At 41.4% G+C, this 25285-nt stretch carries 20 protein-coding genes and 1 pseudogene; 8 read left to right on the plus strand and 13 right to left on the minus strand.

Annotated features, from left to right (window positions below):
• Nucleotides 1-184: 184 nt before the first annotated feature.
• The 3 genes and pseudogenes from guaA (at nucleotide 185) to WKK05_RS19495 (ending at nucleotide 2964) form a co-directional block, all read left to right on the plus strand.
• Nucleotides 185-1807, plus strand: coding sequence for a glutamine-hydrolyzing GMP synthase (gene guaA, locus WKK05_RS19485; RefSeq protein ID WP_341524754.1), 1623 nt, complete (start codon nucleotides 185-187; stop codon nucleotides 1805-1807).
• A gap of 266 nt (nucleotides 1808-2073) precedes the next feature.
• Nucleotides 2074-2385, plus strand: coding sequence for a DUF4282 domain-containing protein (locus WKK05_RS19490; RefSeq protein ID WP_341524755.1), 312 nt, complete (start codon nucleotides 2074-2076; stop codon nucleotides 2383-2385).
• 64 nt (nucleotides 2386-2449) lie between these two features.
• Nucleotides 2450-2964: pseudogene (locus WKK05_RS19495) on the plus strand (DUF29 domain-containing protein).
• A 9-nt stretch (nucleotides 2965-2973) separates the two neighbouring features.
• Here WKK05_RS19495 and WKK05_RS19500 read toward each other — a convergent pair.
• Genes WKK05_RS19500 through WKK05_RS19510 form a run of 3 tightly spaced genes read right to left on the minus strand, consistent with a single transcriptional unit; the run spans nucleotide 2974 to nucleotide 8778 of the window.
• Complete coding sequence (locus tag WKK05_RS19500) at nucleotides 2974-6057, minus strand: PAS domain S-box protein (protein ID WP_341524756.1); 3084 nt, start codon at nucleotides 6055-6057, stop codon at nucleotides 2974-2976.
• A 2-nt stretch (nucleotides 6058-6059) separates the two neighbouring features.
• On the minus strand, nucleotides 6060-6515 hold the full coding sequence (locus WKK05_RS19505) for a response regulator (protein ID WP_341524757.1): 456 nt from the start codon (nucleotides 6513-6515) through the stop codon (nucleotides 6060-6062).
• A gap of 4 nt (nucleotides 6516-6519) precedes the next feature.
• A complete protein-coding gene (locus WKK05_RS19510; protein WP_341524758.1) occupies nucleotides 6520-8778 on the minus strand; it encodes an ATP-binding protein in 2259 nt (752 codons plus the stop codon).
• A gap of 385 nt (nucleotides 8779-9163) precedes the next feature.
• On the opposite strand from WKK05_RS19510, the gene WKK05_RS19515 reads away from it, so the two are divergent.
• The gene (locus WKK05_RS19515; RefSeq protein WP_341524759.1) at nucleotides 9164-9562 is read left to right on the plus strand and encodes a response regulator; all 399 of its coding nucleotides are present in this window, start codon (nucleotides 9164-9166) and stop codon (nucleotides 9560-9562) included.
• 80 nt (nucleotides 9563-9642) lie between these two features.
• Here the strand turns inward: WKK05_RS19515 and WKK05_RS19520 are convergent, their stop codons facing one another.
• Entirely contained in the window at nucleotides 9643-10545 is a 903-nt protein-coding gene (locus WKK05_RS19520) for a cation diffusion facilitator family transporter (RefSeq protein ID WP_341524760.1), read from the minus strand.
• 532 nt (nucleotides 10546-11077) lie between these two features.
• Between WKK05_RS19520 and WKK05_RS19525 the strand changes: the two genes are divergently transcribed.
• On the plus strand, nucleotides 11078-11431 hold the full coding sequence (locus tag WKK05_RS19525) for a hypothetical protein (RefSeq protein ID WP_341524761.1): 354 nt from the start codon (nucleotides 11078-11080) through the stop codon (nucleotides 11429-11431).
• A gap of 453 nt (nucleotides 11432-11884) precedes the next feature.
• On the opposite strand, the gene WKK05_RS19530 is transcribed toward WKK05_RS19525, so the two are convergent.
• The 3 genes from WKK05_RS19530 to WKK05_RS19540 all read right to left on the minus strand — a co-directional run bounded on the left by WKK05_RS19530 (nucleotide 11885) and on the right by WKK05_RS19540 (nucleotide 13950).
• Nucleotides 11885-12121 carry a DUF4327 family protein gene (locus WKK05_RS19530; protein WP_069073690.1) on the minus strand — a complete coding sequence of 79 codons (237 nt, stop codon included), beginning with the start codon at nucleotides 12119-12121 and terminating at the stop codon, nucleotides 11885-11887.
• A gap of 1076 nt (nucleotides 12122-13197) precedes the next feature.
• Nucleotides 13198-13608, minus strand: coding sequence for a 30S ribosome-binding factor RbfA (gene rbfA, locus WKK05_RS19535; protein ID WP_341524762.1), 411 nt, complete (start codon nucleotides 13606-13608; stop codon nucleotides 13198-13200).
• A gap of 135 nt (nucleotides 13609-13743) precedes the next feature.
• Nucleotides 13744-13950, minus strand: a complete 207-nt coding sequence (locus WKK05_RS19540; protein ID WP_341524763.1) for a DUF751 family protein — start codon at nucleotides 13948-13950, stop codon at nucleotides 13744-13746.
• Nucleotides 13951-14114: 164 nt separating this feature from the next.
• On the opposite strand from WKK05_RS19540, the gene WKK05_RS19545 reads away from it, so the two are divergent.
• The gene (locus WKK05_RS19545; RefSeq protein ID WP_341524764.1) at nucleotides 14115-14972 is read left to right on the plus strand and encodes a DNA adenine methylase; all 858 of its coding nucleotides are present in this window, start codon (nucleotides 14115-14117) and stop codon (nucleotides 14970-14972) included.
• Here WKK05_RS19545 and WKK05_RS19550 read toward each other — a convergent pair.
• The 3 genes from WKK05_RS19550 to WKK05_RS19560 form a co-directional block, all read right to left on the minus strand.
• Nucleotides 14944-15420, minus strand: a complete 477-nt coding sequence (locus WKK05_RS19550; RefSeq protein ID WP_341524765.1) for a PD-(D/E)XK nuclease superfamily protein — start codon at nucleotides 15418-15420, stop codon at nucleotides 14944-14946. The two genes, WKK05_RS19545 and WKK05_RS19550, sit on opposite strands and share 29 nt — an antisense overlap.
• A 411-nt stretch (nucleotides 15421-15831) precedes the next feature.
• Nucleotides 15832-17052, minus strand: coding sequence for a HetZ-related protein (locus WKK05_RS19555; RefSeq protein ID WP_341524766.1), 1221 nt, complete (start codon nucleotides 17050-17052; stop codon nucleotides 15832-15834).
• Nucleotides 17053-17458: 406 nt separating this feature from the next.
• Nucleotides 17459-18118, minus strand: a complete 660-nt coding sequence (locus WKK05_RS19560; RefSeq protein ID WP_341524767.1) for an L-threonylcarbamoyladenylate synthase — start codon at nucleotides 18116-18118, stop codon at nucleotides 17459-17461.
• 136 nt (nucleotides 18119-18254) lie between these two features.
• On the opposite strand from WKK05_RS19560, the gene larC reads away from it, so the two are divergent.
• On the plus strand, nucleotides 18255-19535 hold the full coding sequence (gene larC, locus WKK05_RS19565) for a nickel pincer cofactor biosynthesis protein LarC (protein WP_341524768.1): 1281 nt from the start codon (nucleotides 18255-18257) through the stop codon (nucleotides 19533-19535).
• A 66-nt stretch (nucleotides 19536-19601) separates the two neighbouring features.
• On the opposite strand, the gene WKK05_RS19570 is transcribed toward larC, so the two are convergent.
• Both WKK05_RS19570 and WKK05_RS19575 read right to left on the minus strand, forming a co-directional pair.
• The gene (locus WKK05_RS19570) at nucleotides 19602-20195 is read right to left on the minus strand and encodes a hypothetical protein (RefSeq protein WP_341524769.1); all 594 of its coding nucleotides are present in this window, start codon (nucleotides 20193-20195) and stop codon (nucleotides 19602-19604) included.
• 98 nt (nucleotides 20196-20293) lie between these two features.
• A complete protein-coding gene (locus WKK05_RS19575; RefSeq protein WP_341524770.1) occupies nucleotides 20294-20851 on the minus strand; it encodes a DUF6658 family protein in 558 nt (185 codons plus the stop codon).
• Between the two features lie 657 nt (nucleotides 20852-21508).
• Between WKK05_RS19575 and WKK05_RS19580 the strand changes: the two genes are divergently transcribed.
• Complete coding sequence (locus WKK05_RS19580) at nucleotides 21509-22438, plus strand: lysylphosphatidylglycerol synthase domain-containing protein (RefSeq protein WP_341524771.1); 930 nt, start codon at nucleotides 21509-21511, stop codon at nucleotides 22436-22438.
• Between the two features lie 147 nt (nucleotides 22439-22585).
• On the opposite strand, the gene WKK05_RS19585 is transcribed toward WKK05_RS19580, so the two are convergent.
• Nucleotides 22586-25183, minus strand: a complete 2598-nt coding sequence (locus WKK05_RS19585) for a chloride channel protein (RefSeq protein ID WP_341531126.1) — start codon at nucleotides 25181-25183, stop codon at nucleotides 22586-22588.
• Nucleotides 25184-25285 lie beyond the last annotated feature (102 nt).

Consider the following 25285-nt stretch of genomic DNA (forward strand, 5'->3'; position numbering starts at 1 on the left):
TAGGGTAACTTTATCGTTTTCATACCATGTTAGATTCATAGACTAAACAGACAAACGCAAGCTTAACTGCGTTTGTACGGGTTTCCTTTACCATTATCAGCCTGACTAGGCAGCGAAATGGTATCACTTAGACTACAGAGCGACGATTTATCTATTTTCCTTAACAGACATAACTCTCCCGGTCATGAATACAGCGGTGACTCTACTAACAGAACAAGCGCCTCAACCATTAGAAAGTTTAGCGCGGCTTGATCGCCAATTGATTGTAATTTTGGATTTCGGTTCGCAATATTCTGAACTGATTGCCCGTCGCATCCGCGAAACTCAAGTATATTCGGAAGTCCTGTCCTATCGTACTACAGCTGCACATTTGCGCCAACTCAATCCGAAGGGAATTATTCTCTCTGGTGGGCCGAGTTCGGTTTATGGTGAAAAAGCTCCCCATTGTGATCCAGAAATCTGGAATTTGGGAATACCCATTTTAGGTGTTTGCTATGGGATGCAGCTGATGGTGAACCAACTCGGTGGAGAAGTGGCAAAAGCTGACCGAGGTGAGTACGGCAAAGCATCATTATATATAGATGATCCCACAGATTTGCTGACTAATGTCGAAGATGGCACTACGATGTGGATGAGCCACGGCGACTCAGTTACGCAAATGCCACCAGGGTTTGAATTACTGGCACATACAGAAAATACCCCCTGTGCTGCCATCGCCGACCATGAAAGAAAACTTTACGGTGTGCAGTTCCATCCAGAGGTAGTACATTCTATTGGTGGGTTGCCATTAATCCGCAATTTTGTTTACCATATCTGCGACTGTGAACCTACTTGGACAACAGCAGCTTTTGTCGAGGAAGCGATTCGCGAAATTCGCGGCAGAGTTGGCGAGAAGCGGGTATTGTTGGCATTGTCTGGAGGAGTGGATTCTTCTACTTTGGCTTTCTTACTACATAAAGCGATTGGAGATCAGCTGACGTGTGTGTTTATTGACCAAGGCTTTATGCGTAAATTAGAGCCAGAAAGGTTACTGAAGCTATTCCAAGAACAGTTTCATATTCCTGTGGAGTATGTGAATGCTCGCGATCGCTTCCTAACTATAGTTGAAGGTATCACAGATCCCGAAGAAAAACGCCGTCGCATCGGACACGAATTCATTCGTGTATTTGAAGAAACATCCAAACGCCTTGGACACTTTGACTATCTGGCTCAAGGTACACTTTATCCAGATGTGATTGAATCTGCTGATACCAACGTTGATCCCCAAACTGGTGAAAGGGTAGCAGTGAAAATTAAGAGTCATCACAATGTTGGCGGCTTGCCTAAAGACCTGCGATTTAAACTAGTAGAACCGTTGCGGAAACTGTTTAAGGATGAAGTCCGCAAAGTTGGACGTTCTATCGGTTTGCCAGAAGAAATTGTTCAACGGCAACCTTTCCCTGGCCCCGGTTTGGCGATTCGCATTTTGGGTGAAGTCACCGCCGAACGGTTAAACATCTTGCGTGATGCCGATTTGATTGTGCGGCAAGAAATTAACCAACGCGGATTATATCATGATTTCTGGCAAGCTTTTGCTGTATTGCTGCCAATTCGCAGTGTTGGGGTGATGGGGGATCAACGCACCTACGCTTACCCGATTGTCTTGCGGATTGTCACTAGTGAAGATGGTATGACTGCTGACTGGGCGCGTGTGCCTTACGATGTCTTGGAAGTCATTTCTACGCGGATTGTGAATGAGGTGAAAGGTGTTAACCGCGTGGTTTATGACATCACCTCTAAGCCGCCTGGAACCATAGAATGGGAATAATAATTGAGTTTTGAGCCTCTTTGCTGCTTTTGGAGCATTTACAGTAGTTTAGATTTACACAAAATGGCAATGCCGATTGAACTCGTTTTCAGTCTCAGCATTGTCTATTTTTTTGCAGAGAATTAACGATAAATAAGTAGTGTTAATTAATACTAAGATTATAAAAATAAATACGAATAATCGTGTTGCTTATGCAAATTTTGTTGAACTTAAGACTATAAGAATTTAAGGCTTTAAATTTAATCGATTAGAGAGATAGGTGTAGCATGGCTAGCTCCAGAAATTTTTTTACAGTACTTTTTGACTTCTCGTTTTCGGAATTTATAACCCCCAGAGTTGTGGGTGTTCTTTACGGAATTGCTATATTTTTTGTTGGCTTGGGAACACTCGGCATTATAGCAGGTGGTTTTCGTGGTGGATTTTTACCTGGTATTGGTAGCTTGTTGCTTGCACCGCTGGCTTTCTTGTTGTACACAATATTGATTAGAGTTGGCTTAGAAGGTTTGATGGTGGCATTTCGCACGGCAGCTAATACAGGTCGTACTGCCGATAATACAGAAAGTCTGAGAAATCCATAAAATACAATTGTAGAGACGTTGCAATGCAACGTCTCTACTGACGATGTAGACAACAGAAAACCTGATGCCAAATCTCTATGAAACTGATTTTTATGCCTGGACTCAAGAACAGGTTAACTTACTTCGTCATCAGCAATGGAGTCAGGTTGATTTATCCAATTTAATTGAGGAGATTGAATCCTTGGGCAGAAAAGAACGCCAAGAATTAAGAAATCGCCTCAGTGTATTAATTGGACATTTACTGAAGTGGGAATATCAACCTGAGAAACGCAGCCGTAGTTGGTGAGCCAGCGCGTTGCGGGGGTTCCCCCCGTTGTAGCGACTGGCGAACCCGAAGGGTTGGCAACAATTCGTGTACAACGGCGAGAAACTCTAAAGTTACTTAGTGAAAATCCTAGCCTTAAAACTTACTTGGAAGAAGTACTCAAAGAAGCATATCAAAATAGTAGGGATCTAGCGTCAGGAGAAACAAACTTACCATTCTCCACTTTTCCCCAGCAATGTTTATATTCTTCCGAGAATATTTTAAGCGATCGCTTTTATCCAGGTGAAGCTGTAACAGATGAAATAATGGAATAATCATAATTGCTACAACGGTAGCTTAATGCTGAAAGTAGCTCCTTGTCCAACACCTGGACTAGTTGCTTGAATAGTGCCACCATGCAATTCTACAAGATGAGAAGCGATCGCTAAACCTAGCCCTAAACCACCTTGTTTGTGAGTAGAATGTCCCTGACGATAGCGTTCAAAGACGTAGGGCAAAAACTCTGGGTTGATGCCAATACCTGTATCACTCACCTGGATGAGTGCTGAGTGGGAATTTGATTCAGTAATGGTTGACAACTGCACTTCTACCCGTCCCCATGACGGGGTAAACTTAATGGCGTTGGAGAGTAAATTACCCAAAATTTGCAATAAGCGGTTGGTATCACCGGAAATTGCTGGAATTGACTTATCAAGCCTGGATTCCAAATGAATGTTCTTAGCATTTGCCGATGGATAAGCAGTCTCAATTGCTACGCCTACAATTGCCGCCAGATTAACTTGCCTGACGTCAAGCTGTAGCTGACCACGGATAATGCGAGACATATCCAGCAGGTCTTCTAAAAGTTTTGCTTGAGACTTAGCATTACTTTCGATGGTTTCCAAAGCGCTGGTGAAGGTGGCTTGATCAAAACGTCGAGTACGTAGCAATTTTGACCAGCCCAAAATCGCATTCAGCGGAGAGCGCAGGTCATGGGATACCATTGCGACAAACTCATCTTTGGTGCGGTTAGCAGCTTCCGCTTCAGCACGGGCCGCTTGCTCAAGTTGCAAAAGCTGAGCGCGTTCTGCTTCCAACTGTTTGCGATCGTTTATATCTGTACTTGTACCAAACCACTTGAGGATACGCCCTTGCTCATCCTTGATTGGCAACCCTCGTGCTAAATGCCAGCAATAAGTACCGTCACTCCTGCGATAGCGCATTTCTTCTTCATAAGGTTCCCCTCTCTGTAAGGCATCTTTCCATGTCTGGAGAGTTGTTTGGATGTCGTCTGGATGCAAAACTTGTGTCCACTTGAACCCTATCGCCTGCTCAGGTGTTTGCCCAGTAAATTCATACCAACGTTGATTAACGTGTTCGCATTCACCGCTAGCGTTGCAAATCCAGACGAGTTGTGGAATAGCATCAGATAGATAACGGTAGCGTTCCTCGCTTTGGCGTAAAGCTACTTCAGCACGTTTGCGTTCGGTCAAATCAAGAACGAAGCAAACACTATAGCCGTTCTCTTCTATGCCGTCGATACGAGCAATTCCCAAAAGAATCGGGATACGAGTCCCATCTTTGTGAAAATATTCCTTTTCAAAGGGGGTACAAACTCCAGAGGTTTGCAGTTCTTGAATTTTTTGCTGGTCGAGGGCTTGATATTCGGGTGGTGAGATGTTATCCCAGCGCATGATGCCAGCTTCCAATTCTGTGCGGTTGTAGCCAATCATTTCTAGAAAAGCATCGTTCGCCTCATAGATGCGACCACTGTAGTCACCAAAATAGATGCCAATTATATTCGATTCCACAATGCGTCGGAACTTGGCTTCGCTTTGACGTAAGGCGACTTCAGCGTGTTTGCGATCGCTAATATCTGTCGTGCTACCTACTGCTCTGACTGGCTGCCCATTAGCATCTCGTGTAATCACTCCCTGATCGAGAATATACCGATATTGCTGATCTTTGTGACGCGTCCTGTATTCCACAGCATAATGGTTTTGCTCATCTGACATAGTTCGGAAGTGGTTGCCTATGCGCTCCCGATCTTCAGGATGGATCTGTTCTCTCCACCATTGATGAGTTGCTTGTATCTCTTCTGGGGAGTAGCCCAAAAGTTGGCTTAACCTCTCAGTTCTGATTACAGTATTTTTTTCTATATCCCAGTCATAAATTAGACAGTTAACAGCCGCCGCCGCTAGTTGAAAACGCTCATTGCTTAAACGCAACTGTTCTTCCGTCTGCTTGCGTTCTGTGATATCAAAGGTTGTACCAACGATTTGGCGCGGTGAACCTCCAACATTTCTGGTAAATACAGTATCTCGACTACAAAACCACTGCCATTCACCATTAGCGTGTTGCATCCGATACTCATTTTCTATAACCTCACCATCCTGAGCTGAGTTGAATCTTTGGCACAGCACAGAAAATCGCGCTAAATCGTCAGGATGCATCAAATTGGGAAGAAACTGGCTTCCCATATCTTGAATTTGCTCTTGAGTGTAGCCCAGCAGTTCGACAACCTGATGATTGAGATAAACATTCCGCTGTTCGGCTAAATCGTAAACGTACAAAATTCCAGGGATTGTATTGGCAATGCGTTCGATGAACTGTTTACTCTGCCGCAATCGTTCTTCTGCGAGCTTTTTTTCAGTCACATCCCGCCAGGAAGCAACAAAGCCATCCCCCATCTGGGTGATGCTAATATCAATGGCTTTAGTTAACCCTTGTTTACTATCAGAGGAAGTGTAGATCCGTGATTCTTTCACTAAAGGCTGACCCGTTTCTACAACTCGGCAACACTCATCAAACAAGCCACTTGCTCGAAAATTAGGTAGGATGTTGCACAGTCCTTGACTTTGCTGTTCCTCTTTACTCATCCCGGTAAATTCACAAGCTGCGGCATTGACATAATCAACGCGAAAGTCTATTATTTCACCTATTTGATTGCGAATGGCTGAGTAAATGCCAAAGCAGTCCAGCATATTCTCAACCGATGTGTGGAAACGCTCCTCGCTCTGTTGCAGTTGCTGACGTAGTTGAGCATTTTTGATTGCTGAGCGAATTGTAGAGCGCAAACGCTCTGCTGTAGTTTGCCCTTTGACTAGATAATCTTGCACACCACTTTTCATCGCTTGGACAGCCACAGTTTCGTTGCCATACCCTGTCAACATAATTACAGCTGGCATAGCTCCCTGCGACTGCTGCTTTAATTGGTCTAGAAATTCCAATCCATCCAAATCTGGCAGCAAAAAGTCTAATAAAATCCCGTCAGGCTGAAACTGCTGACATAATGTCAACGCTCCTTCTCCCGATTCTTCTTCGAGAATTGTATAGCTGTGTTCTTGGTCTTGCAGTAGATAGCGACGATAAGTCTGGCGGTCTTCCAGACAATCGTCGATGATTAAAACGGTTAGCGGTTTCACCATGACTACTTGTTAACAGCATCAGGGAGAATCACAATATCCAACCAGTAAGTGATGAAGACTTGAATAGTTTGTACCAATCGGTTGATGTCGATTGGTTTCAAAATATAACTAGCGATAGAGTATCGGTAGCATACTTCAATATCTCTAGGATTACAAGAAGTGGTAAATACAACCACAGGAATATTTCTGAGGTCTGAATCTTGCTTAATTTGCTCTAAAACTTCTCGTCCATCCGTTCCTGGTAAGTTTAGGTCGAGCAAAATAATTGCAGGACGGGGGGCAGTTTTGGGGTCGCTGTAGGGGCCATTGTGATAAAGGAAGTCTAGCGCCTCATCGCCATCAGTGCAGCGAAAGACAGGACTAACAACGGCTTGTCGCCGCATGACTCGACAGAAAGCTTCAAAATCTTCGTCGCTGTCTTCAATCACCAGCAAAGTTTGGGCAATATTACCAATCATGGCTTCAGTCTACTCCCTGCAACGTGAAATAGAAGGTACTACCTTCGCCGTAAGTTGATTCCACCCAGATTTTACCGCCATGACGTTCCACAATTTTTTTGGTGATCGTCAGTCCTGCCCCTGTTCCACCGCCATATTTGCTTGGGCCGTGCAGTCGTTTGAAGATGCGGAAAATTGCTTCAAAGTGTTTTTCGCGAATCCCAATGCCGTTATCACGCACGTAGAATGTAACTGGTGCAGGTGAAGCGTCAATATAGCCAATTTCAATCCATTTTTGGGCTTTGTCGTTGTATTTGATGGCATTAGCTATTAAATTGTTGAAAACTTCACCGACTTGGATGCGATCGCAGTACATTGTTGGTAGCGGTTTGGGAATGCAAATCTCTACGCTCATCTCTTCAACTCGAGCGCTCAACAAATCTAAACTTCGATATACTACACCATTAATGTCAGTGTGCTGCATAGATAAATCTACCCTTCCCAAACGGGAAAAATGCAGCAGCGAATCTATCAAATCTTCCATCCGCTGGGTAAGACGAATCAGGGTTCTTAACTTTTCCTTGCCTTCTTCGTTCAGGGTTTCACCGTAATCTTCTATTAAGAAATTAGAATAATTGTGAATTCCACGCAACGGTTCTTTCAAATCATGGGAAGCAATATAAGCAAAAGCATCCAATTCGTTATTACTGCGTTCCAGTTCGATATTCAACTGCGCTAGTTCATCTGCCTTCCGCAGCACCACGCCAATAATTGCGCTTCTTAACTCCAGTGCTGCACTCACCTCACAAGATTTCCAAGGAACAGACTTTAACCGCACTGTTTCTTTCCATAACTCAAAAGAGCTACGGGGTGATAAGCGCAAACTGCCGTTTTTCTTGACTTCTACAGGTTTATTGGGATTCCCTCCCCAATTTACAGTTCGCACTACCTCTGGACGAAACCACAAAACATAGTTTTTCTGAGTTTTAGAAAAAGAAAACGCCATCAAACCGCTAGCTACATCGCTAAACTTTTCTGCTTGTGGACAAACTTGTGATAAAGAATCAGTATAAAAAATCTCCTCATGCAGATTTTGATGAATCCATTCTATTAAATATTGAATATTCTGTTTTTCTGGAATGTTACCAACAGTAAGATATTCTCCTTCAAAACAAACTGCTGCTCCTTGAGCATTCCCAAGATTAAGTAGATTAGGTTGGTAGTTTATTAAACCCTGAATAAAGTTTTCTTCTGCTGTCATGTACTCCACTAACTTGCTATTGACAGACTTTAACAGCATCTTGTATTCAGTATCTTCATTATCCTCTTTTGCACCTAGCTCTAGAGATGTCATTTGTCCTAAAAATTCACACGCGTTGCGAATTTCATAAGGAATTTTTTTAGGTGATTGATGATGACAAGCAATTAGTCCCCACAGTTTTTTATTTTTCATAATGGAAATTGACATTGATGCTCTTACACCCATATTGTGTAAATACTCAATGTGTAAAGGCGACACACTCCGTAGCACCGACATACTCAAATCTAACGGCTGCTCAGTTAATGGGTTATTTGCAGGTAAAATTGCCGCGCTTTGATAGTTAGCATCAGGGATCAGCCTCAGCCAGTTTTGACTATAAAGTTGCCTCGCTTGGACAGGAATATCAGAAGCAGGATAGTGTAAGCCTAAATAAGAAGTGAGATATTCTGGCTTTTCTTCAGCAATAACTAAGCCGTCCCAGTTCTCATCAAATCTATAGAGCAATACCCGATCAAATCCTGTAATTTTTTTAACTTCTTTGACAAGAATCTGGCTAAGCTCTATGGTAGTTGATGTACCTTGTAATTTAGAGATAGCCTGTTTTACTGAATGGTAAAATCTAAAAAAAGCGTTATTTCTTTCAGACAATCTAGGCTCTAATTCTAAAATTAAAGCTTGATTAGACCGATGAATAATCCCATCAAAATTAAGAGGTTTGTCGTCTCTAACAATCGTCAATTCCAGCGGATTAGCAAAATGTATATCTTCTTGAGAAAGGCAATCTCTCAAAAAATGAATCTGCTCAGATTCCAGTAACTTGTTCAAAGGCTGATTTAGTAAATGTTCGGGATTGATTCCTAATACTTCGTAGGTATTGTTACTAACTTGCAAGATAGTTAAATCTGGTTCTTTTAATACTAAAAGAACACCATGAGACTGAATTGAACCAGGAAGATGAATTGGCTCCTGCTCACAGTTTGTGAGGTCAACTTGGAAGGGAATGGTAATATCGTTAGTATTCACGTTTTAGTACTAATGATTACAAGTGTACCTGAGCTTAATTCAGTCTCAAATTTAGTTCTATAGTTTTGTGGGTCGTTATATATCTAAAGGAGTAGCTCAAAAGTTTGAATATAAATCTAAGTAAATAAAATTTTCTCACTAAAATACTATTGATTAAAGTAATTTTTGTAAATGTAAGGAAAATTAGATATAAACAATTTTTTACACAAGTAAAAGTTACAAATACCAGCTAATAATTAGTCGTAAATGGGATTATGGCTAGATAAAACGAGTTATTTTATCGGAAAAATTGGCAGGTTCGCAGTAAAATTGCCAATGGTGTAGTTATAGATAAAAAATAAGCAGAACATTAGGAATATTTTTTTCCAACGTTAATCGAGATATTATGCAACCTCCTCTACCTCTTGCTGGTTTGAAGATTCTTGTAGTTGATGATGATGACGACAGTCGTTTTTACATTACTGTCGTTTTAGAAGCAGATGGAGCGATCGCTACGGCAGTTGCATCAGCAGCAGCAGCGCTCAAAGTGATACCTCAGCTACAACCCGATGTCTTGATTTGTGATATAGCTATGCCTAATGAAGATGGGTACACTTTGATCCGCAAAATCCGGGCGCTAAAGCCAGATATTTTCCCGGCTATTGCTTTAACCGCCTACGCCGATACCGAGGATCGTAACCGCGCCTTAGCAGCCGGTTTTCAGGATCATGTGGGTAAACCTGTTGATCCAGGGGAATTAGTAGAGATTGTCGCTAATGTGGTTGCCTCTTTTAAGGCGCAGTAATTGGTATTTGTGGAAGTAGAGACGCAATTATACTCTTACGAGAAGCCGCTCTTCAAGCGTCTACGCGTCTCTACAAAAGTCTATTTCGCTCCAGTTTCAAAGCTAATTTGTTCAGATTGGTATGCAGGTGGCTCGACGTGAATTAAAATCCTCACTGGTCTGAAATGTTCTTCTAGTCGACTTTCTACTTCTTCAGTGATGCGGTGAGCGGTTTCTACATCTGGTGCATCAACTATTAAATGCATTTCAATGAATACTTGACGACCCAGAACACCACGAGAGGCAATGTCATGACAGTTAATCACACCAGGGACAGAAGTAGCGATCGCATGAATGGCTTCTGGTGCGATCGCAATTTGATCTACAAGCCAAGGTAAATTTTCTTTTAAAACCGACCAACCACTCCAAAACACCAACAAAGCGACAGGAAAAGCTAACACCACATCTAGCCACTGATATCCTAGCCAAACCCCTATCAAACCGCCAATGACAGAAATTGTCACCCAAATATCGCTCATGGTATGTGTCGCGTCAGCTATGAGAATTGAGCTATTTACTCGCCTTCCTTCCCTGCGTTCGTAAAACGCCACAAAAATATTTATGCCCAAGACAACCAGTAATAACCACAACTCAGGTGGCGATATTTTTACTGGTTCACCACCTTTAAGAATTCGCTCAATTGCTCCTTGGAGAATTTCAAAACAGGCTATGCCTAAAAAGGCAGCAATTCCCAAAGCTCCCACCGCTTCAAACTTAGTGTGTCCGTAAGGATGTTCGCGATCGGGTTGTGGAGAAGAAAATTTACTCGCAATTAATCCTAAAACGTTGTTGGCGCTGTCTGTAACACTATGCAAGGAATCAGCTAGCAAGCTCAAAGAACCTGTCCATGAAGCAACTACAGCTTTTAAACCCATTACAAACAGGTTGAGCAGTAGGGTAATGATTAAAACCTTTCGCACAGCCGCGCGGTTATCGTAAGCCATAGAAAATTTTTAACATATAGTTCTATGACTCCTAATGTAAAACCCAAGATAGAAATAAACACATATAAAATGTATCAAAGTCTTACGCTGTAAGGATTACATATTGCTATAGCTTCTATTTTTTATCTTAATTATTGAGATTATTTTTAATTAATAAGAGCTACAACCCTGACAGGTATTAGTAACCTTTTGAATAATAAAAGCGTATTTTTAGCATTAATAGTAGAGTAATTTTAATTAATTTAGTTTGTCTCTTAATGCGCTAGTAAGTTGGCATCACCGCTTTAAAATAAGCTCCGTCTACAAAGTTTTGTCAAAATCATAGCTGCCTAAAAAAACTATCGCTCCGCTCGATTAAAGCATTTATGCCTCCGTGCAGAACACTAAAATCAATACAAAATCAATACCATACAAGGCAGTTCCCTCACCAGCAGTTTCCAGCAACATCTTTACTTCTGGCATCCAAACACCAACCTTGACCACCTATTCCGGTAACATAAGTAATTATCAAAAAGTTTTAATAAAAAAGCTCATGTCTTCTACTCCTCTGACATTGAATCTAGTTGAAGGTTCAGTGAGTTTTAGTTTTTCACCCCAAGCTGCACGAGAATTAAAAGCAGCGATTGATCAATTGATGGAACGCCTGAAAGCTATCGCTGCTAAACCTACCCCAGGCGGCGGTAAAGTCATACCCCAACCTCCTCTCGAATATCGTCACACTGGTGAGGTATTTTTAGAAATTTTCTGTAATCCTAATATCTGGCCGACTCCCTTCGCTGCGAAAGTTCTGATCACTGTCCGCACTGTCGGTATCCGATTAACTACAGAAGCTGAACTTACCCGCGTCATTGAAGATATTAGCCAGTATTTAGAGCAAGTGGGATGAGGGAGGCAGAGGGCAGAAGGCAGGTGGTAGCCGAGCATAGCCGAGGTGAGGGGGCAGGGGAGCAAGGAAACAATTATTGTTCGTCTCTCTCGCTCCCTTGTTCTCCCCAAAATGCTCTCATAAAAATTACCGGAGTAGTTCCACATGGAAACCACCCCGGTAATGGTATCTACATACTATCTTCAAGCTGTAGCACCGCATATAGACAACTGGTTCAGATGCGTAGGCGGAGCATCGCCGTAGGCATCGCTAACTTGAATAGTTGTAGCTAAGTTGAAAAATTCTATAAATCCGACTCTAATGCTTCTGTGTTAATGAAAATTGGAAGACCCTGGATTTAGCAATGCCAATCAAAACCAGAGATTATCCCTCAGATTAGGGTTTGAATAGTTTAGTGCGAAATCCACACATCAAAAATAAACTCCTAATCCAATATCCAAAATTAAACGTTGATTAGTCGTTGTCCCATTGTTCACGACCAATTAGGTCGCCAATCCGATCGCGCAACAGAAAGTCACATTTCTCTAATTCGCATTCAACACAAACCCACTCTCTCGCAGGGATATATTGGCAAAGTGTATATATTGGCTGTTGTCGACTGATCATTCCCTTTTGCACCAGTCGGCGTGCTTCGTCCTGAATCACATCTAGAGAGTAGTAATTGATAGAAGGCACCGTATTCACACTCATTGTTTTTACTCACAAATTTATACGTAGATAGCGTTCCCATTATTTGCTGAGAACAAACATAGCAAGGATTACACTTGTGGCTAGGGTTTTGTAGTTTGCTATACGGAACTATTTTAATTTTGACGCTACACACCCTAAAATAATTTAAAGATATATTAAGATTGTCAAAGTTTCCTGACATTAGTCCAATAATACGCATTATCCAAGAATGTCACAGTAGTTAGTTTAACTTGCTGGGCTAGCTAGGTTGCCTCTAGTCAAAAGGACTGAAAGCTATGCAGGAACTGCCTTAAAACCAAATTTGGCGCACGGGAGTAGTTCATATAGCGATCGCTGCTTATCACAATAATCACCACAAAGTATTTGATGAGGCTAGTAGTATTTATCCAAAAGGAAAACAAACTAGAAAATGTGTCAAATATATAGTGTATAATCCCTTACTAGTTATAATTGAATACATCCACTATTAAAGCTCTTAGCCTAGCATCTGTAAACGATTTCTTCAATAAATCAGTAATAGTCTAGTAAATTCTGGCACTTTTGTAACATAATTTTACTTAAACCAATCCCTCTAGGAGAATAAGTGATTCTTAATCAGGTTGTGTAAATCACTAGCAACAAAATTAATAATTTTGCTTGAAGTTATGACTTTTACTATTGATATTTGACTTTGTTGCAAAATCTCAACATTGGCTAAATAAGTCAAAGGTGGCAGGGGAGCAGGGGGACAAGCAGAATAAATAACTAATCTAATGACTTTTGCCTCTTGTACAGACGCGATTAATCGCGTCTCTGAGTCTCTGAGATTAATCGCGTCTCAGCATTTATGCAACTAACAATCTCTGAACCAGGTATAGTCATATTGAAACAGACGCAACCTAGTTACGTCTGTAAAGTGTTTGGCGAATTTCCAGAGGTTAATTGTTCTGAAGTTACATTGTTCTTTAAGTCACTAAAGTTCCTTTAGAATACGTGTCAGGGCGTAAGCAAACAAGAAACGCAGAAGGAAAAAATTTATAAAAATCTTCACCCTTAGACCCCTACACGCTTACACCCTTATACCCTTCTTCTTTGACTTATTCCTCATCATCTTGATTTATGCCATCCTCGACGACTGCCTCATCTTCTAACGGACGCTCATGTTTAAGTTGGTTCAACAGCGTCAGTACCTTAGTACCTCGTTCTATAGAGCGGTCTTCGATAAACAGTACCTCTGGTGTACGGCGTAGCCTTACCCGCGCACCAAGTTCGCTACGGACGTAACCCGTGGCCGATTTTAAGCCTGCCATTGTTTCTGCTTTAGCTTCTTCTGTACCATAGATGCTGACGTAGATTTTGGCGTGTTGCAGATCGCCAGAAACATCAACATCAGTAACACTTACCATTCCTGTACCTACACGGTCATCTTTAATGCCGTTGAGCAGCATTTGGCTAACTTCCCGTTTGATCAATTCAGCAACGCGGGAAACGCGGCGATTTGTAGCCATAAAAATTTAGCCTCCTCACAGAGGTTGTACGACGTAAATAAATTAGGAGCAAATTTAGATAGACAGTACTTAGCGATGCCAACGGCGGGCAAAGCCTACGCAAAGCTAAGAGCAACTATCTGTTCTAGCCTTAGTCTAGATTGTACTCAAGCCCAGCATTGCACGTAGGGTGAGAGTCACAAAGACCAAGCTACTTACAAATAAACCTAAAATGGCAATTAAGGTGACTGGGCGTTTGAACAATGGCACTAATGGCGCAAAAGTGTTCAGCAACACGCCTAAGAGGACAGTAATGAAATAGCGGGGGTAGCGAAAGACGTTATCCCAAAATCCGTCAAACATTTGAATGTAAACTACCTTGTTATAGACTTACGTTTGTTTTGCTGTGCTTAATCTACTTAATTGTAATCTATGAGGCTGGAAAATTAGTCAGTTAAGATAAAATATGCTTCGTCAGTTATATTAACTATATTTAGTCATGATTATTTTAGTTAAATCGTAAGTAAATGGTAATTCAAATCTCTAAGGAAACTTGCCCGCGTCCATTTTTGAAGTGGGCAGGGGGTAAAGGTAGGTTAATCCAACAATATATTCCTTATTTTCCTAAGAATTACAAGACTTACTATGAGCCATTTCTTGGTGGCGGTGCTGTTTTTTTCTACCTACAACCAACTGCCGCAGCCTTAACTGACATTAACGCCGAATTAGTTACTACTTATCGCTGTGTTAGAGATAACGTTGAAGACTTAATCTGGCTTTTAAAAGAGCATCAAGATAAACATTCAAAAGATTACTACTATAATGTACGTGATAATCCTGGGTCTACTGATTTAGAAAAAGCTGCTCGTCTAATTTATCTTAATAAGACCTGTTTTAATGGTCTTTACCGGGTAAACTCACAAGGTAAATTCAATGTACCATTAGGCAGATATGATAATCCTAATATTTGTCCTGAAGATTTGCTGCGAGCAGACTCAGTAGCACTTTCTCAGACCCAAATTCAACACGAAGATTTTATAAAAGTACTAAATTATGCAACTAGCAGTGATGACTTTGTTTTTTTTGATCCACCTTACCATCCGATAAGTGAAACCAGCTATTTTACTGCTTATAGTCCAAATTCTTTTAACAAAAAAGACCAAGAACGTTTGAGAGATACTTGTGCAGAGTTAGCAAATCGTGGTGTAAAAGTTATGATTTGTAACTCTGATTGCGAATTTATTAGAAAAATTTATATAGATATTAATTTTGAAGTACATAGAATAAAAGCAGCGCGAACAATTAACTCTAATACAAAAAATAGAGGCATGATTTATGAATTATTAATCACATCTTTTAAAGATTTTTATTTGCCCAAGCAATAAATCTATCTAAGCTATAAACTGCTAGTAAATTGTGGTTATCGTTAACTCTTGCTTTTAGCCATTTGCTTGCACCTTCTCGCATCCCTTCACCACCTAAAATCACAATAGTTGGTGCAGGATAATAGTGCTGGATATTCATATTTAAATAAGGGAACTTTTCATCAACTGAACCAGGACTTTCTTGCCATTTACACTCAATAATTAAACCAGATGGCATTGCTGATGAGCCAATAACATAAAAGTCAGCTTTCAAATCAGTATGATAAATTCCAGTGCCAATATAAACCTCTTTTCCATAGCGTTTTGGTAACAAAGCTGCATTTAATATCAATTCTTTCGGGACATAATTTCCTACTTGGAAATAATTATGTCCATTTAAAATTGCTTCTACATTAATTTCTAAAATTTTACCAGCCTTATTTGCCCGTCCGCCTTGAGTCAGAGCCATTCTCAACTCCTCTGCCAAAAGTCCCGCTTATTCTAGGATTCCACGGAAGCGGTAACAAATACTCTGTTACTTAATATGAATTTTTGATTTTGGCTATAGCAAACAAGATAAATAGAAGGATAAATCTGGTAAATTTGTACTAAATAAATACAAATGTATTAATAAATTGGACAAGGAAAAGGCTACTAATTCAGGTAATGGCTCAAGGAGTAGTAAATAAAATTGAGCTTACATAAATTCAATCATTTTGCTTTTGCCTTAGTACACGGTTCCGTAAATTCATGGTCAATTGAGGGTTTAAGTTTAAACGCATAGGCGCTTCGCCTTCCCCCAAGATAGAGGCGCAGAGTATAGCGCAAAGGAGCGCAAAGTTTGTTTAAGTCTATTGGCTATAAATTAATGCAAAGGTACTTAGCCCGCTTGTACTTCAGTATTACCGTTGCGAATAGACCATGCTATTTCTAAAAGTTGAGTCCAGCGTTTTTGTAGCTGTTTGGGAGTGCATTTAATGACTTTAGCGATCGCTTGATCACTCTCTCGTGCAGTTTTCAATTGTAAGATTTGCTGCTGTTGTTCTGTGAGTTGATTCAAAAAGACTTGCCACTGCTGGGAAGACAATCCTAATTTTTGCTCTAAACCCGCGCCCAACCATTGATGTACTAATTGCCAATGGTGTTGTTTGGCAAACTTTTCTACATGATACTTAAACCGCTGTTGCAAATAGTCGCGCTGACGGCTTGTTAAACCGAGAATTTGGTCAATTTCTGGTGCTGAAAGGTCTTGGAGTTTGAGGGTGAGGTAGTTCATACAGTCAGATTGACCTTGAGCCTCTAGGTATTTCATCAATTCCGAAATGACGCGATCGCGTTCTGACTCTTCAGATGGGTCAAAATTAGCTTTGGCAATCATTTGCGATCGCAACTGTTGTACTGCCGAGTTACGTTGATAAGATTCTGCTTCTTCACCCTTAGCAGACTCCACCGCCATTTCAATATCTACAGTAGTTTCTTGGGGCTGACGCCGAGCAAAACCTTGAGCGCGGAGGATAATTAATTGCTGATTTGCACCACCAGGTAAATTGATGCGACGTTTGGCATATTGCTCAGTAAACGCCATGTATTCAGCTAGTTGCAATTGAGTACGCGGCGTGTGATCTTCTGGTAGTTCGTTTTCTCTGCGGAAAGCTTTGATCGCTTCGATATAAAATGCTTGGAGGAAATCTTCAATTAAGCTGTAACGCGCTTCAAACCCCAACTCTGAGCCAGATATAGTCACATGGCGATACACCATAGCACCTAAATTGCTATGTAATTCCACTCGTCCTTGTTTTGAACCCAATTGATAGTAACGCAGACACTTCTGTAAACGATGCCTTCCTAACGTCAGCTGCCAAGACTGGATTTGCCCAGATGTTTGGATACGGGAACTTTTATCGCAAATACGTTCTACTTCTTTGGCTATGCGTTTTGCTAAAGCTTCCACACACTTTGCTGCTGCTTTCACTTGTGGTTGCATTTCCTCAGACAGCAATTGAATTAAAGTATCAGTGCTGCTGGTTGAGAATTCTTCGCTCGAAATGTGGTTTTGAAAAACGGGTGTAGAGTTTGGTAGATTGGCTACATTAGCTTTCATAACTTTTCCTAAGAGTAGTATTGCACCGTAATTACAACGCAGACACAGCAATAGAGGCTGGACTTGGCTGGAGAATTTTGTAACATTCATCCATCAAGAAATATCGCGTGTATTGCTCACACATAAAGTTCATATATTAAGACTGTAGTAAATACGAAATAGTTACAGGGATATCAATGTGTCGGTTTTTTCACAAGCCACCACATCGACGCTGGCACATAGATATCCAGAATTTACTCAAAGTTATCGAATGCCTTGTTATGCCGAATTTTACCGCTAATCTGTTCTACCCAGGGTATAGGCGTTACCCCTCATAGACATCGCTTTTAATTATGACAATCTCAAAACTGGAGTCATTAAAATCACATTTTCCGAAACTGAGGGATGTGCCTGTGAAGACTAACTTTTATACCCATGCTGCTGCTGCTTCCCAACCTAAACCCCTCCGTGTAATTAATGCTTCATCTCCCGTTAAGTCCAAGATGGTAGACACTTCAGATGTAGGTTCCTCGCCAGTATCTACAATTACATCTACCAAGTTGTCTAAACGGTCAAATAGCTCTACTCTTGACAGAATAGGTTCTGGAGCTACTCCATCCGTTCCATCATTTGCCTCATCTGGTGGCAGATGTGCTGAAGTCGAAATAATCGGATTGCTCAAAGCTTCCAGCAGAGCCAAACAAACAGTATGGTTTGGTACTCTAATCCCAGTAGTTTTTCGCTTAGGGCTTTGCACCAACCGCGGTACTAATTTGGTAGCTGGTAGGAGAAACGTGTATGGGCCTGGTATCAGGCGCTTCATAATCCGATAGGCTGTGTCACTTACGAAGGCATAAGTTGCCACATTTGAAAGCGAGGGACATAAAAATGTCAGTGGTTTATCATTCGCAAGCTGCTTAATTTGCCGCACTCTTTCTACCGCCGACTTGGCATTCAAATCACAACCGATCGCATAGACTGTATCAGTAGGGTAAAGCATAACCGCGCCACTTAAGAGCGCCGACTTTATTTCCTCTATTCGACGAATTTGAGGATTATCCGGATGAACTGGGAAAAGTTTTGCCATAGCACAGAAGGGAAGGGAGTGGGGGAGTGAAAGCAGGGGAGCAGGGGAGCAGAGGAGAATAACTAAATAACTCTTGACCGTTGTACAGACGCGATTAATCGCGTTTCTACTCTTGATTATTAACTAACTTATCTATATGAGTAAAATAGCTTATCTTCAATGTCCGACGGGGATTTCTGGTGATATGTGCCTGGGAGCCTTAGTTAGTCTTGGTGTTCCTGTGGAGTATTTAATTGAAAAACTCAATGGCTTGGGTATTGAACAGGAGTATAAGTTAAGAGCAGAACTTGTTCAACGTAATGGTCAACAGGCGACTAAAGTTCATGTAGATTTAGTAGAGCATCATCATGACCATGACCACGAACACACTCATCATCATGGACGACATCTGCCAGAAATAGAGCGGATGATTCTCAAAGCGGGGTTACCATCACGGGCAGAAGCTTGGAGTTTGGCGGTATTTCGACGGCTAGCAATTGCAGAAGGTGCAGTACATGGCATTGCCCCAGAAAAAGTTCATTTCCATGAAGTAGGGGCTGTGGATGCGATCGCGGATATTGTTGGCACTTGTCTAGGTTTGGATTGGTTGGGGATTGAGAGCAATAAGGAGGGATTGCCTTTACTATACTGCTCGCCGTTTCCGACTGGGGGCGGCACTGTGCGGGCAGCACATGGTCAAATGGCAGTACCAGTACCAGCAGTATTAAAGCTGTGGGAAATGCGGGGTTGTCCAGTTTATAGCAACGGCATTGAACGAGAACTGGTGACACCGACAGGAGCCGCGATCGCCACTACTTTGGCAACAGATTTTGGTGCGCCACCTCCTATTTCTATTAAACAGGTAGGTTTGGGAGCAGGAACGATAAATTTACCCATTCCCAATATACTACGGCTATGGTTGGGTGAAAGCACAAGTTTACAGCCAGAATTGGCTAATTTTGCAGATACTAGCCCAAATTTAGAAACCATAACAGTACTAGAAACCCAAGTTGATGACTTAAATCCGCAAGCGATCGGCTATGTGTTTGAGGCGTTGTTTGCGGCTGGTGCTGTGGATGTCTTCACCCAGCCGATAGGAATGAAAAAGTCTCGTCCAGGGATTTTGCTGACTGTGATCTGTCATCCAGAAAAGTTGCTCAGTTGTGAAGCGGTTTTATTTCGCGAAACCACCACTTTGGGAATCCGCCGAACGACTGGACAACGCGCCATCTTGGAACGAGAAATTCAACAAGTGGAAACTGAATATGGTAAGGTGCGCGTCAAAGTAGCATGGAAAGGACAATCACCAGAAAAAGTTATTGCTAATGTGCAGCCAGAATATGAAGATTGTGCAGACTTAGCGCGAAAATATAATATTCCCTGGCGCGAAATTCAACGGCTGGCGCTACAAAGGTGGTATTTAGAAAATCAAACTTAGGTAAAAATATTCCCAGGCGATCGCCTGGGAACTGGAGAACTTATAGCAATTGGCTCTTGACTAACATCAGCTAGCGTTTTTAATTGTATTGTTCACTGCTGAGCCTGCGTCTTCAGCTCCACGCTTAACACTTGTGGTTACGTCTTCGGTAGCATTCTGGGTATTGCTCTTGATATTTTCAATTCCTCTCTTAGTCCCTTTAGCTACACCTTCGCCTAATTCCTCAGCAGAACTCCCAATATCATCACTCAGGTTCTTCACCCTTTGACCAAACGGTGTACCTTTGCGATAGTTTTCAACATACTGCCCTGGAGAATCAATACCCTTCTCATCAACATTCTTCTTAGCATTTTTTGCCAGCGCACCAGCTCTATCATTTGATGCCTTTTCATCTGCTCCCCCTCTGGGGTCTACATCACTAAAGTTATTCATCCCACCACGAGGAGAAGATAGAGGATAATCTTTTGTGGGATCGTATCTTTGTTGGCTATAAGATGATTGGGTAGAAGTTTGTGGGGGTTGGGCAGAGGGTTGTGGTGGTTGTGCTGCAATATCTGGGCGATTACAAGCCTGTGTCAAAAATAGGAACATTCCTGCCACAAGCACCGTTAAAATTTTTACGGGACGAATGTTTTTCAGCCAAGCAATTACTTTTTTCATAGTCTATAACCCTTGCGTTTTTGTGTTCAACTTAAACGTTAACCAAGTAGAATTTCGAGCAAATTTTTCATCTCAGTCATTGAGACAAAATCAGATTTCTACTTGCCGACTGCTGGATTTTTTTGTAATTCTGGTCTGGCAGCTGCTTCATCTGCCTTGTCGTTCAAAAATTCTGAAGCTTTTCCAAAGGTGTCTTTCACAATCCCAAGTCTATCTTTGGCTCGCTCCCCTACGCTTGATTGGTTCTGAACCAAACCGCCTGGTTCAGGCTGTTGGAAGTTTTCCTTAGTGATAAATGGCAGTTCTGCTTCTTTTTCAACTCTACCTTCAGGAGTTTCAGCACCTGGATAAAGTATCTCTGAGTCTTGATTTGTGGCAATCAATAATTGTGAGCTTGGCTGTAAGTTAGCTTGGTCATCTCCTTTTTTGTTTATTACTTTCGGATCGGTAGACATTCTGTAATTAGTATATTTGTCTCCTCCGTTCTTATAAGGATTGTTAGCTCCACCAGCTTGTACAGCAGGATTTTGTGGATTTGCTCCTTGAGCATTTGCTCCACTACAAGCAGTGCTAACTATCAACAATAGTCCAGCCAAAAATATAGTTAAAATCTGGCGCAGTCGCAGTTTTTTCCAAAAATCAATCACGTTATTCACCTAGTCCTCCTTTCAATTAAAAATCAGCTTATGATTTTGCTGAATTTAGGTTAGCATTCAGGATTCATTTCTACTTTTTTTAGTTCGTGAATCTTTTAATAACCCTTCTTCCAGAGTAAGGAGGATAAAACATTATTTACATCTAGCGTAGGTCACATTTTATTTATTACCAAAGAACTTTTGCGATCTAACTTTAGAGAGATATAAAATAATATAATGTGTTTTGGTTTTGGTTGCAGAAATTGAACCTATTTTAATTTATGAGTAGTATCCAAATTGACTTTCACTTTAGAGGACAGTTTAGATTTATTGAAATCATCCTTAAGAAATAAACTCAATGTAGAGGTACAATACCAGAAATTAATTTAAATAGATATAGTTATATAGTCAAATTTTTAACATATGTATACTAATTTAAATATAAATAAGAATATTTAACTCTAAAATTTTAGCTTATACAAAGCTTAATCAAAACAGAATAATATTATTTAACGAGCCTAATTGATGATGCTTATCGTAAAAAAATAGTAATAGCAGCTACGTAAACTTTTCTAAATCACAATTTTTTCAAAAGCTTTTAATTTGTAGCTGTTATACCATAATATTTAATTTTAAAGTATTCATTGCTGCTGGTTCTAACTTCAAATTACTATATTTATGAAGCAATTTTTACGCTGGATAATTTTAGGTGGAACACTGTTTTTTATAGGTAAGGCTCTGAAGGACAACTGGCTAGAAGTTACTTCCATCCGCATTGATGGTGTAGGATGGGCAGTTATGGCGATCGCCACAGGAGTGACTTTATTAGCACATACTTGGGCGGGCTGGATTTGGACTTGGGTTCTAAAAGATTTAAATCAATCCGTAACAGTTACGGAGTTTATTCAAGTTTACCTAAAAACGAACGTTGCTAAATATTTGCCCGGTAATATTTGGCATCACTACGGGCGAATTGTCGCAGCAAAAAATGCCAATATTTCTGCTGGTGCTGCAACTTTAAGCGTTTTGCTAGAACCGCTACTCATGGCAGCAGCTGCTTTAATCATCATTGTCTTATTCGGGAGTCAATTTGCCGCAACTAATACTAGCCTCGTTCTCCAAATACTACAATTACTGAGTTTAGCTATAGTACTTTGTGCAATTCACCCTTGGTTTCTAAATCCAGTTATTCGCTTTTTATATAAATTGAAAGCCAAAAAATCTGCTACTAGCGCTCAGCCAATAGTTGCTTTTACTGTTGAACGCTATCCCCTACGCCCTTTATTAGGAGAATTAGGATTTTTAGGACTACGTAGTATAGGTTTTATATTAACTATGTTTGCCCTTGGTTCACTAAATATGAGTCAAATTCCTTTGTTAGTGGGGGCTTTTAGTTGCGCTTGGTTGCTAGGATTTGTTGTTCCTGGTGCGCCCGGTGGGCTAGGTGTGTTTGAAGCAACTGCTATCGCACTTTTGCAGCACCACTTTCCTCCTGCTTTGGTAATTAGTGCGATCGCTCTATACCGCCTGATTAGTATTTTAGCTGAAACCGCTGGTGCTGCCTTAGCTTGGCTCGACGAACGCCTTATACTAATTCGTAATTCGTAATTCGTAATTCGTAATTCGTAATTAAGAAAGCTAGACTAAATCTGAAGGTCTAGGATTGAATCTATAGCCTTATTTTAATGTGAGTTCGAGGTTTAAAAGCCTCCTGTATCAAGCCTTTTTGGGTAATTGTTAATTACGAATTACGAATTATGCTGTTGCACTCCGTACCATAATAACTGTGCAATTACTTTTACGATAAATATTCTCTGGAATATTTCCTTGAATCACTTGTTGCAGTAAACTTTCACGGCTAGCACCCAGAATAATCACATCACTGTTGTTTTGTTTGGCACAGTCAAGTACAGCTTCAGCAACAGAATTAGCATGAACTGGAGTAGCCATTACGTTACCTTTAACTCGGCGTTGGAGAAAATTAACAGAGTTTTCTAGTAATCCTGTATCAGGAATAGATTCATTAGGTTGAAATACTTGACATAGCTTGATTTGGGGCGATTTGCTCAGAGAAGCAAGAGCAGGTAATAACTGAATTGCTTGGCTGGAGTTTGGGCCACCTGCCATTGGTAGCAACCAACGGTCAAAAGCTCTTTTCTCATCTAATTTAGCCAAGACAACATCGCAAGCCGCCTGTCGAATTACAGTATCTACCACCCGACTGAAAACTTTACCAGGAGTTAATGTAGTCCCTTTCCAACCCATCAACACCAAGTCAATGTGTCGGTCTTTCACAGTTTCCAAAATTGCCCCAGCGACATTATGGGCAACTCTAATCTGTGTGTGAACAGGAATCCGCCAATCTTCTCCTAATAAAACTGCCCGCTGCAAAAGTTGAAGGCTTTTGCTGATTTGCACTGGTGTTTCAGAGGGGACGCGGTTAGGTGGAACGATAATTACTTGGAGACATTCTATTTCGTAATTGCGAGCCTTAGCGATCGCAACTGCCATATCCAGTAAAGTTTGGGCTGTCTGTGGATGTGAAAGCGGCACTAGCAACCGTCCTTTGCCTGTAGCCGGAGCGCGAGTTTGGTAAATTACATAAGAAGGTGCTGATTTTGGTTCTACCTGCTGTGTATTGCCACTGAGCCGCTCTGCTTCTACGCGGATAATGTCACTGCGAGTAATAATTCCTACTAGCTTTCGTCCTTCTGTAACAGGCAAGCAGCTCAGGTTATAACGATTGAGTAGCTGTAGCACATAAGCCAGCGTAGCTGTTGGGCTTACTGTTACAGGCTCTGGTGTCATAATCTGACTAATAGCTGTATCCGTATCTAAGTGTTGTGCGGCAATACTAACTAAATCTTTCTGAGTCACAATGCCCACAACTCTACCCTTTTCTAAAACTGGGAAGTTGCGATGGTGAGAGTCCGAAAACGCCTTTACAGCTTCATCAATGCTCATCTGGCTAGAAAGAGTTTCAACACGCGCCTGCATCACATCTGCGGCACTCAGTTGCGCTAACAGCCCCTCTGTGCTTGGTTCTTTTGTGATGTGAATACCTTTCCACTCCAATAAAAGATCATAGAGCGACCGATGGTCAATCTTTTCCGCAACTAAATAGGCAACCACAGACACAATCATTAGTGGTAACACCAAATTAAAATCTGTTGTCATCTCAAACACAATGACAACTGCTGTAATTGGTACTTTAGAAACGGCGCTAAAAAACGCAGCCATGCCTACATGAGCATAGGTTGTTGCCGCACTCATTCCCAGCAAACTATGTTCGGTAGCACCCACTAAGTAACCAAGAGCAGCTCCCAAGCCCAAGGTGGGAACTAGTAAACCTCCTGGCGCTCCAGAGCCGTAGGTTAAAATAATTAGGGTGAATTGAACCAAAAAAGCGATCGCTGCAAATAGCCAGTCAGCATCACCTGTAAGTAAAATCTCTCTAAGTCCAGCATTATTGCGAAAAGCTACAGGCAACAGAGCTATCACACCACCGCTGACTAACCCAACAATTCCAATTCGCCTGGGTAAACTCAGACTTAGCAAGCGGCGATTAAGTGCTAAACTCGCAAGCACACTTTTATTAAATAGAATCCCAAGTAGCCCAGCCAGCACTCCTAAAATCAAGTAAAAAGGAATTTCTTGAGCGAAGAAAGTTGTATGGGTAACTGCTAAATTTAGATTCAGATCCAGACTATGAGTGCCATAGAGTCGGGAGATGACTGAAGCGATAAAAGAAGCCAAAATAGCTGTACCAAGAGTGATACCTGACACATCTTGCAGTAATTCTTCAACGACAAAGAGTACACCAGCAATAGGTGCATTAAAAGCCGCAGCTAACCCTGCTCCTGCTCCGGCGGCAATCAGTTGACGACGATGCTCTGGTGAAGTGGGGGCCCAGTTACTTAGTTGATTTGCTAAAGCTGCCCCAATTTGCACCGTTGGCCCTTCCCGTCCCAAGGGCATCCCAGAACCCAGCACTAGCGTAGCACTCACCAGCTTAACCAAAGCAATCCGCAGATTTAACGGCATCGGCACACGAGCCAATACTGCCTTTACTTCAGACATCCCACTACCTGATGCTTCAGGTGCGAAACGCTCAACTAGCCAACCAGCTAAGATTCCCCCTACTAATCCAATCCCAGGTAACACCAAATAGGCAGGCCACCGATAAGAGATATGCACTCTTAGCGCTCCTGCCCAGTCTACTGCTTGTCCTAACAATACTGCTGCTAACCCAGAAACTAGACCAATCAGGCAAGCTTCAACGAAAGCCAAGCGTTTCGGTCGAAGTAACTGACGGGAAAGTCTCAACCAAAAAATCTTACCCTTGACAAACATATTTCTAACAATCACTTGTCATAAGTGAGAGTGCCGTAGATATAAAAAATATTTTTGTCTATAGTCTATATGTATATATAGCTTGTTATTATAAAATTAAAT

It is taken from the genome of Nostoc sp. UHCC 0302 (assembly GCF_038096175.1).
Classification (GTDB): Bacteria; Cyanobacteriota; Cyanobacteriia; order Cyanobacteriales; family Nostocaceae; genus UHCC-0302.

Coding starts and splice junctions, on each gene's coding strand:
- guaA (WP_341524754.1), top strand. CDS start 185: ATGAATACAGCGGTGACTCTACTAACAGAACAAGCGCCTCAACCATTA.
- WKK05_RS19525 (WP_341524761.1), top strand. CDS start 11,078: ATGTCTTCTACTCCTCTGACATTGAATCTAGTTGAAGGTTCAGTGAGT.
- WKK05_RS19505 (WP_341524757.1), bottom strand. CDS start 6,515: ATGATTGGTAATATTGCCCAAACTTTGCTGGTGATTGAAGACAGCGAC.
- WKK05_RS19555 (WP_341524766.1), bottom strand. CDS start 17,052: ATGAAAGCTAATGTAGCCAATCTACCAAACTCTACACCCGTTTTTCAA.
- WKK05_RS19540 (WP_341524763.1), bottom strand. CDS start 13,950: ATGTTTGACGGATTTTGGGATAACGTCTTTCGCTACCCCCGCTATTTC.
- WKK05_RS19550 (WP_341524765.1), bottom strand. CDS start 15,420: ATGGCTCTGACTCAAGGCGGACGGGCAAATAAGGCTGGTAAAATTTTA.
- WKK05_RS19500 (WP_341524756.1), bottom strand. CDS start 6,057: ATGGTGAAACCGCTAACCGTTTTAATCATCGACGATTGTCTGGAAGAC.
- WKK05_RS19520 (WP_341524760.1), bottom strand. CDS start 10,545: ATGGCTTACGATAACCGCGCGGCTGTGCGAAAGGTTTTAATCATTACC.
- WKK05_RS19530 (WP_069073690.1), bottom strand. CDS start 12,121: ATGAGTGTGAATACGGTGCCTTCTATCAATTACTACTCTCTAGATGTG.
- WKK05_RS19490 (WP_341524755.1), top strand. CDS start 2,074: ATGGCTAGCTCCAGAAATTTTTTTACAGTACTTTTTGACTTCTCGTTT.
- WKK05_RS19560 (WP_341524767.1), bottom strand. CDS start 18,118: ATGGCAAAACTTTTCCCAGTTCATCCGGATAATCCTCAAATTCGTCGA.
- larC (WP_341524768.1), top strand. CDS start 18,255: ATGAGTAAAATAGCTTATCTTCAATGTCCGACGGGGATTTCTGGTGAT.
- WKK05_RS19515 (WP_341524759.1), top strand. CDS start 9,164: ATGCAACCTCCTCTACCTCTTGCTGGTTTGAAGATTCTTGTAGTTGAT.
- WKK05_RS19580 (WP_341524771.1), top strand. CDS start 21,509: ATGAAGCAATTTTTACGCTGGATAATTTTAGGTGGAACACTGTTTTTT.
- WKK05_RS19545 (WP_341524764.1), top strand. CDS start 14,115: ATGGTAATTCAAATCTCTAAGGAAACTTGCCCGCGTCCATTTTTGAAG.
- WKK05_RS19585 (WP_341531126.1), bottom strand. CDS start 25,183: ATGTTTGTCAAGGGTAAGATTTTTTGGTTGAGACTTTCCCGTCAGTTA.
- rbfA (WP_341524762.1), bottom strand. CDS start 13,608: ATGGCTACAAATCGCCGCGTTTCCCGCGTTGCTGAATTGATCAAACGG.
- WKK05_RS19570 (WP_341524769.1), bottom strand. CDS start 20,195: ATGAAAAAAGTAATTGCTTGGCTGAAAAACATTCGTCCCGTAAAAATT.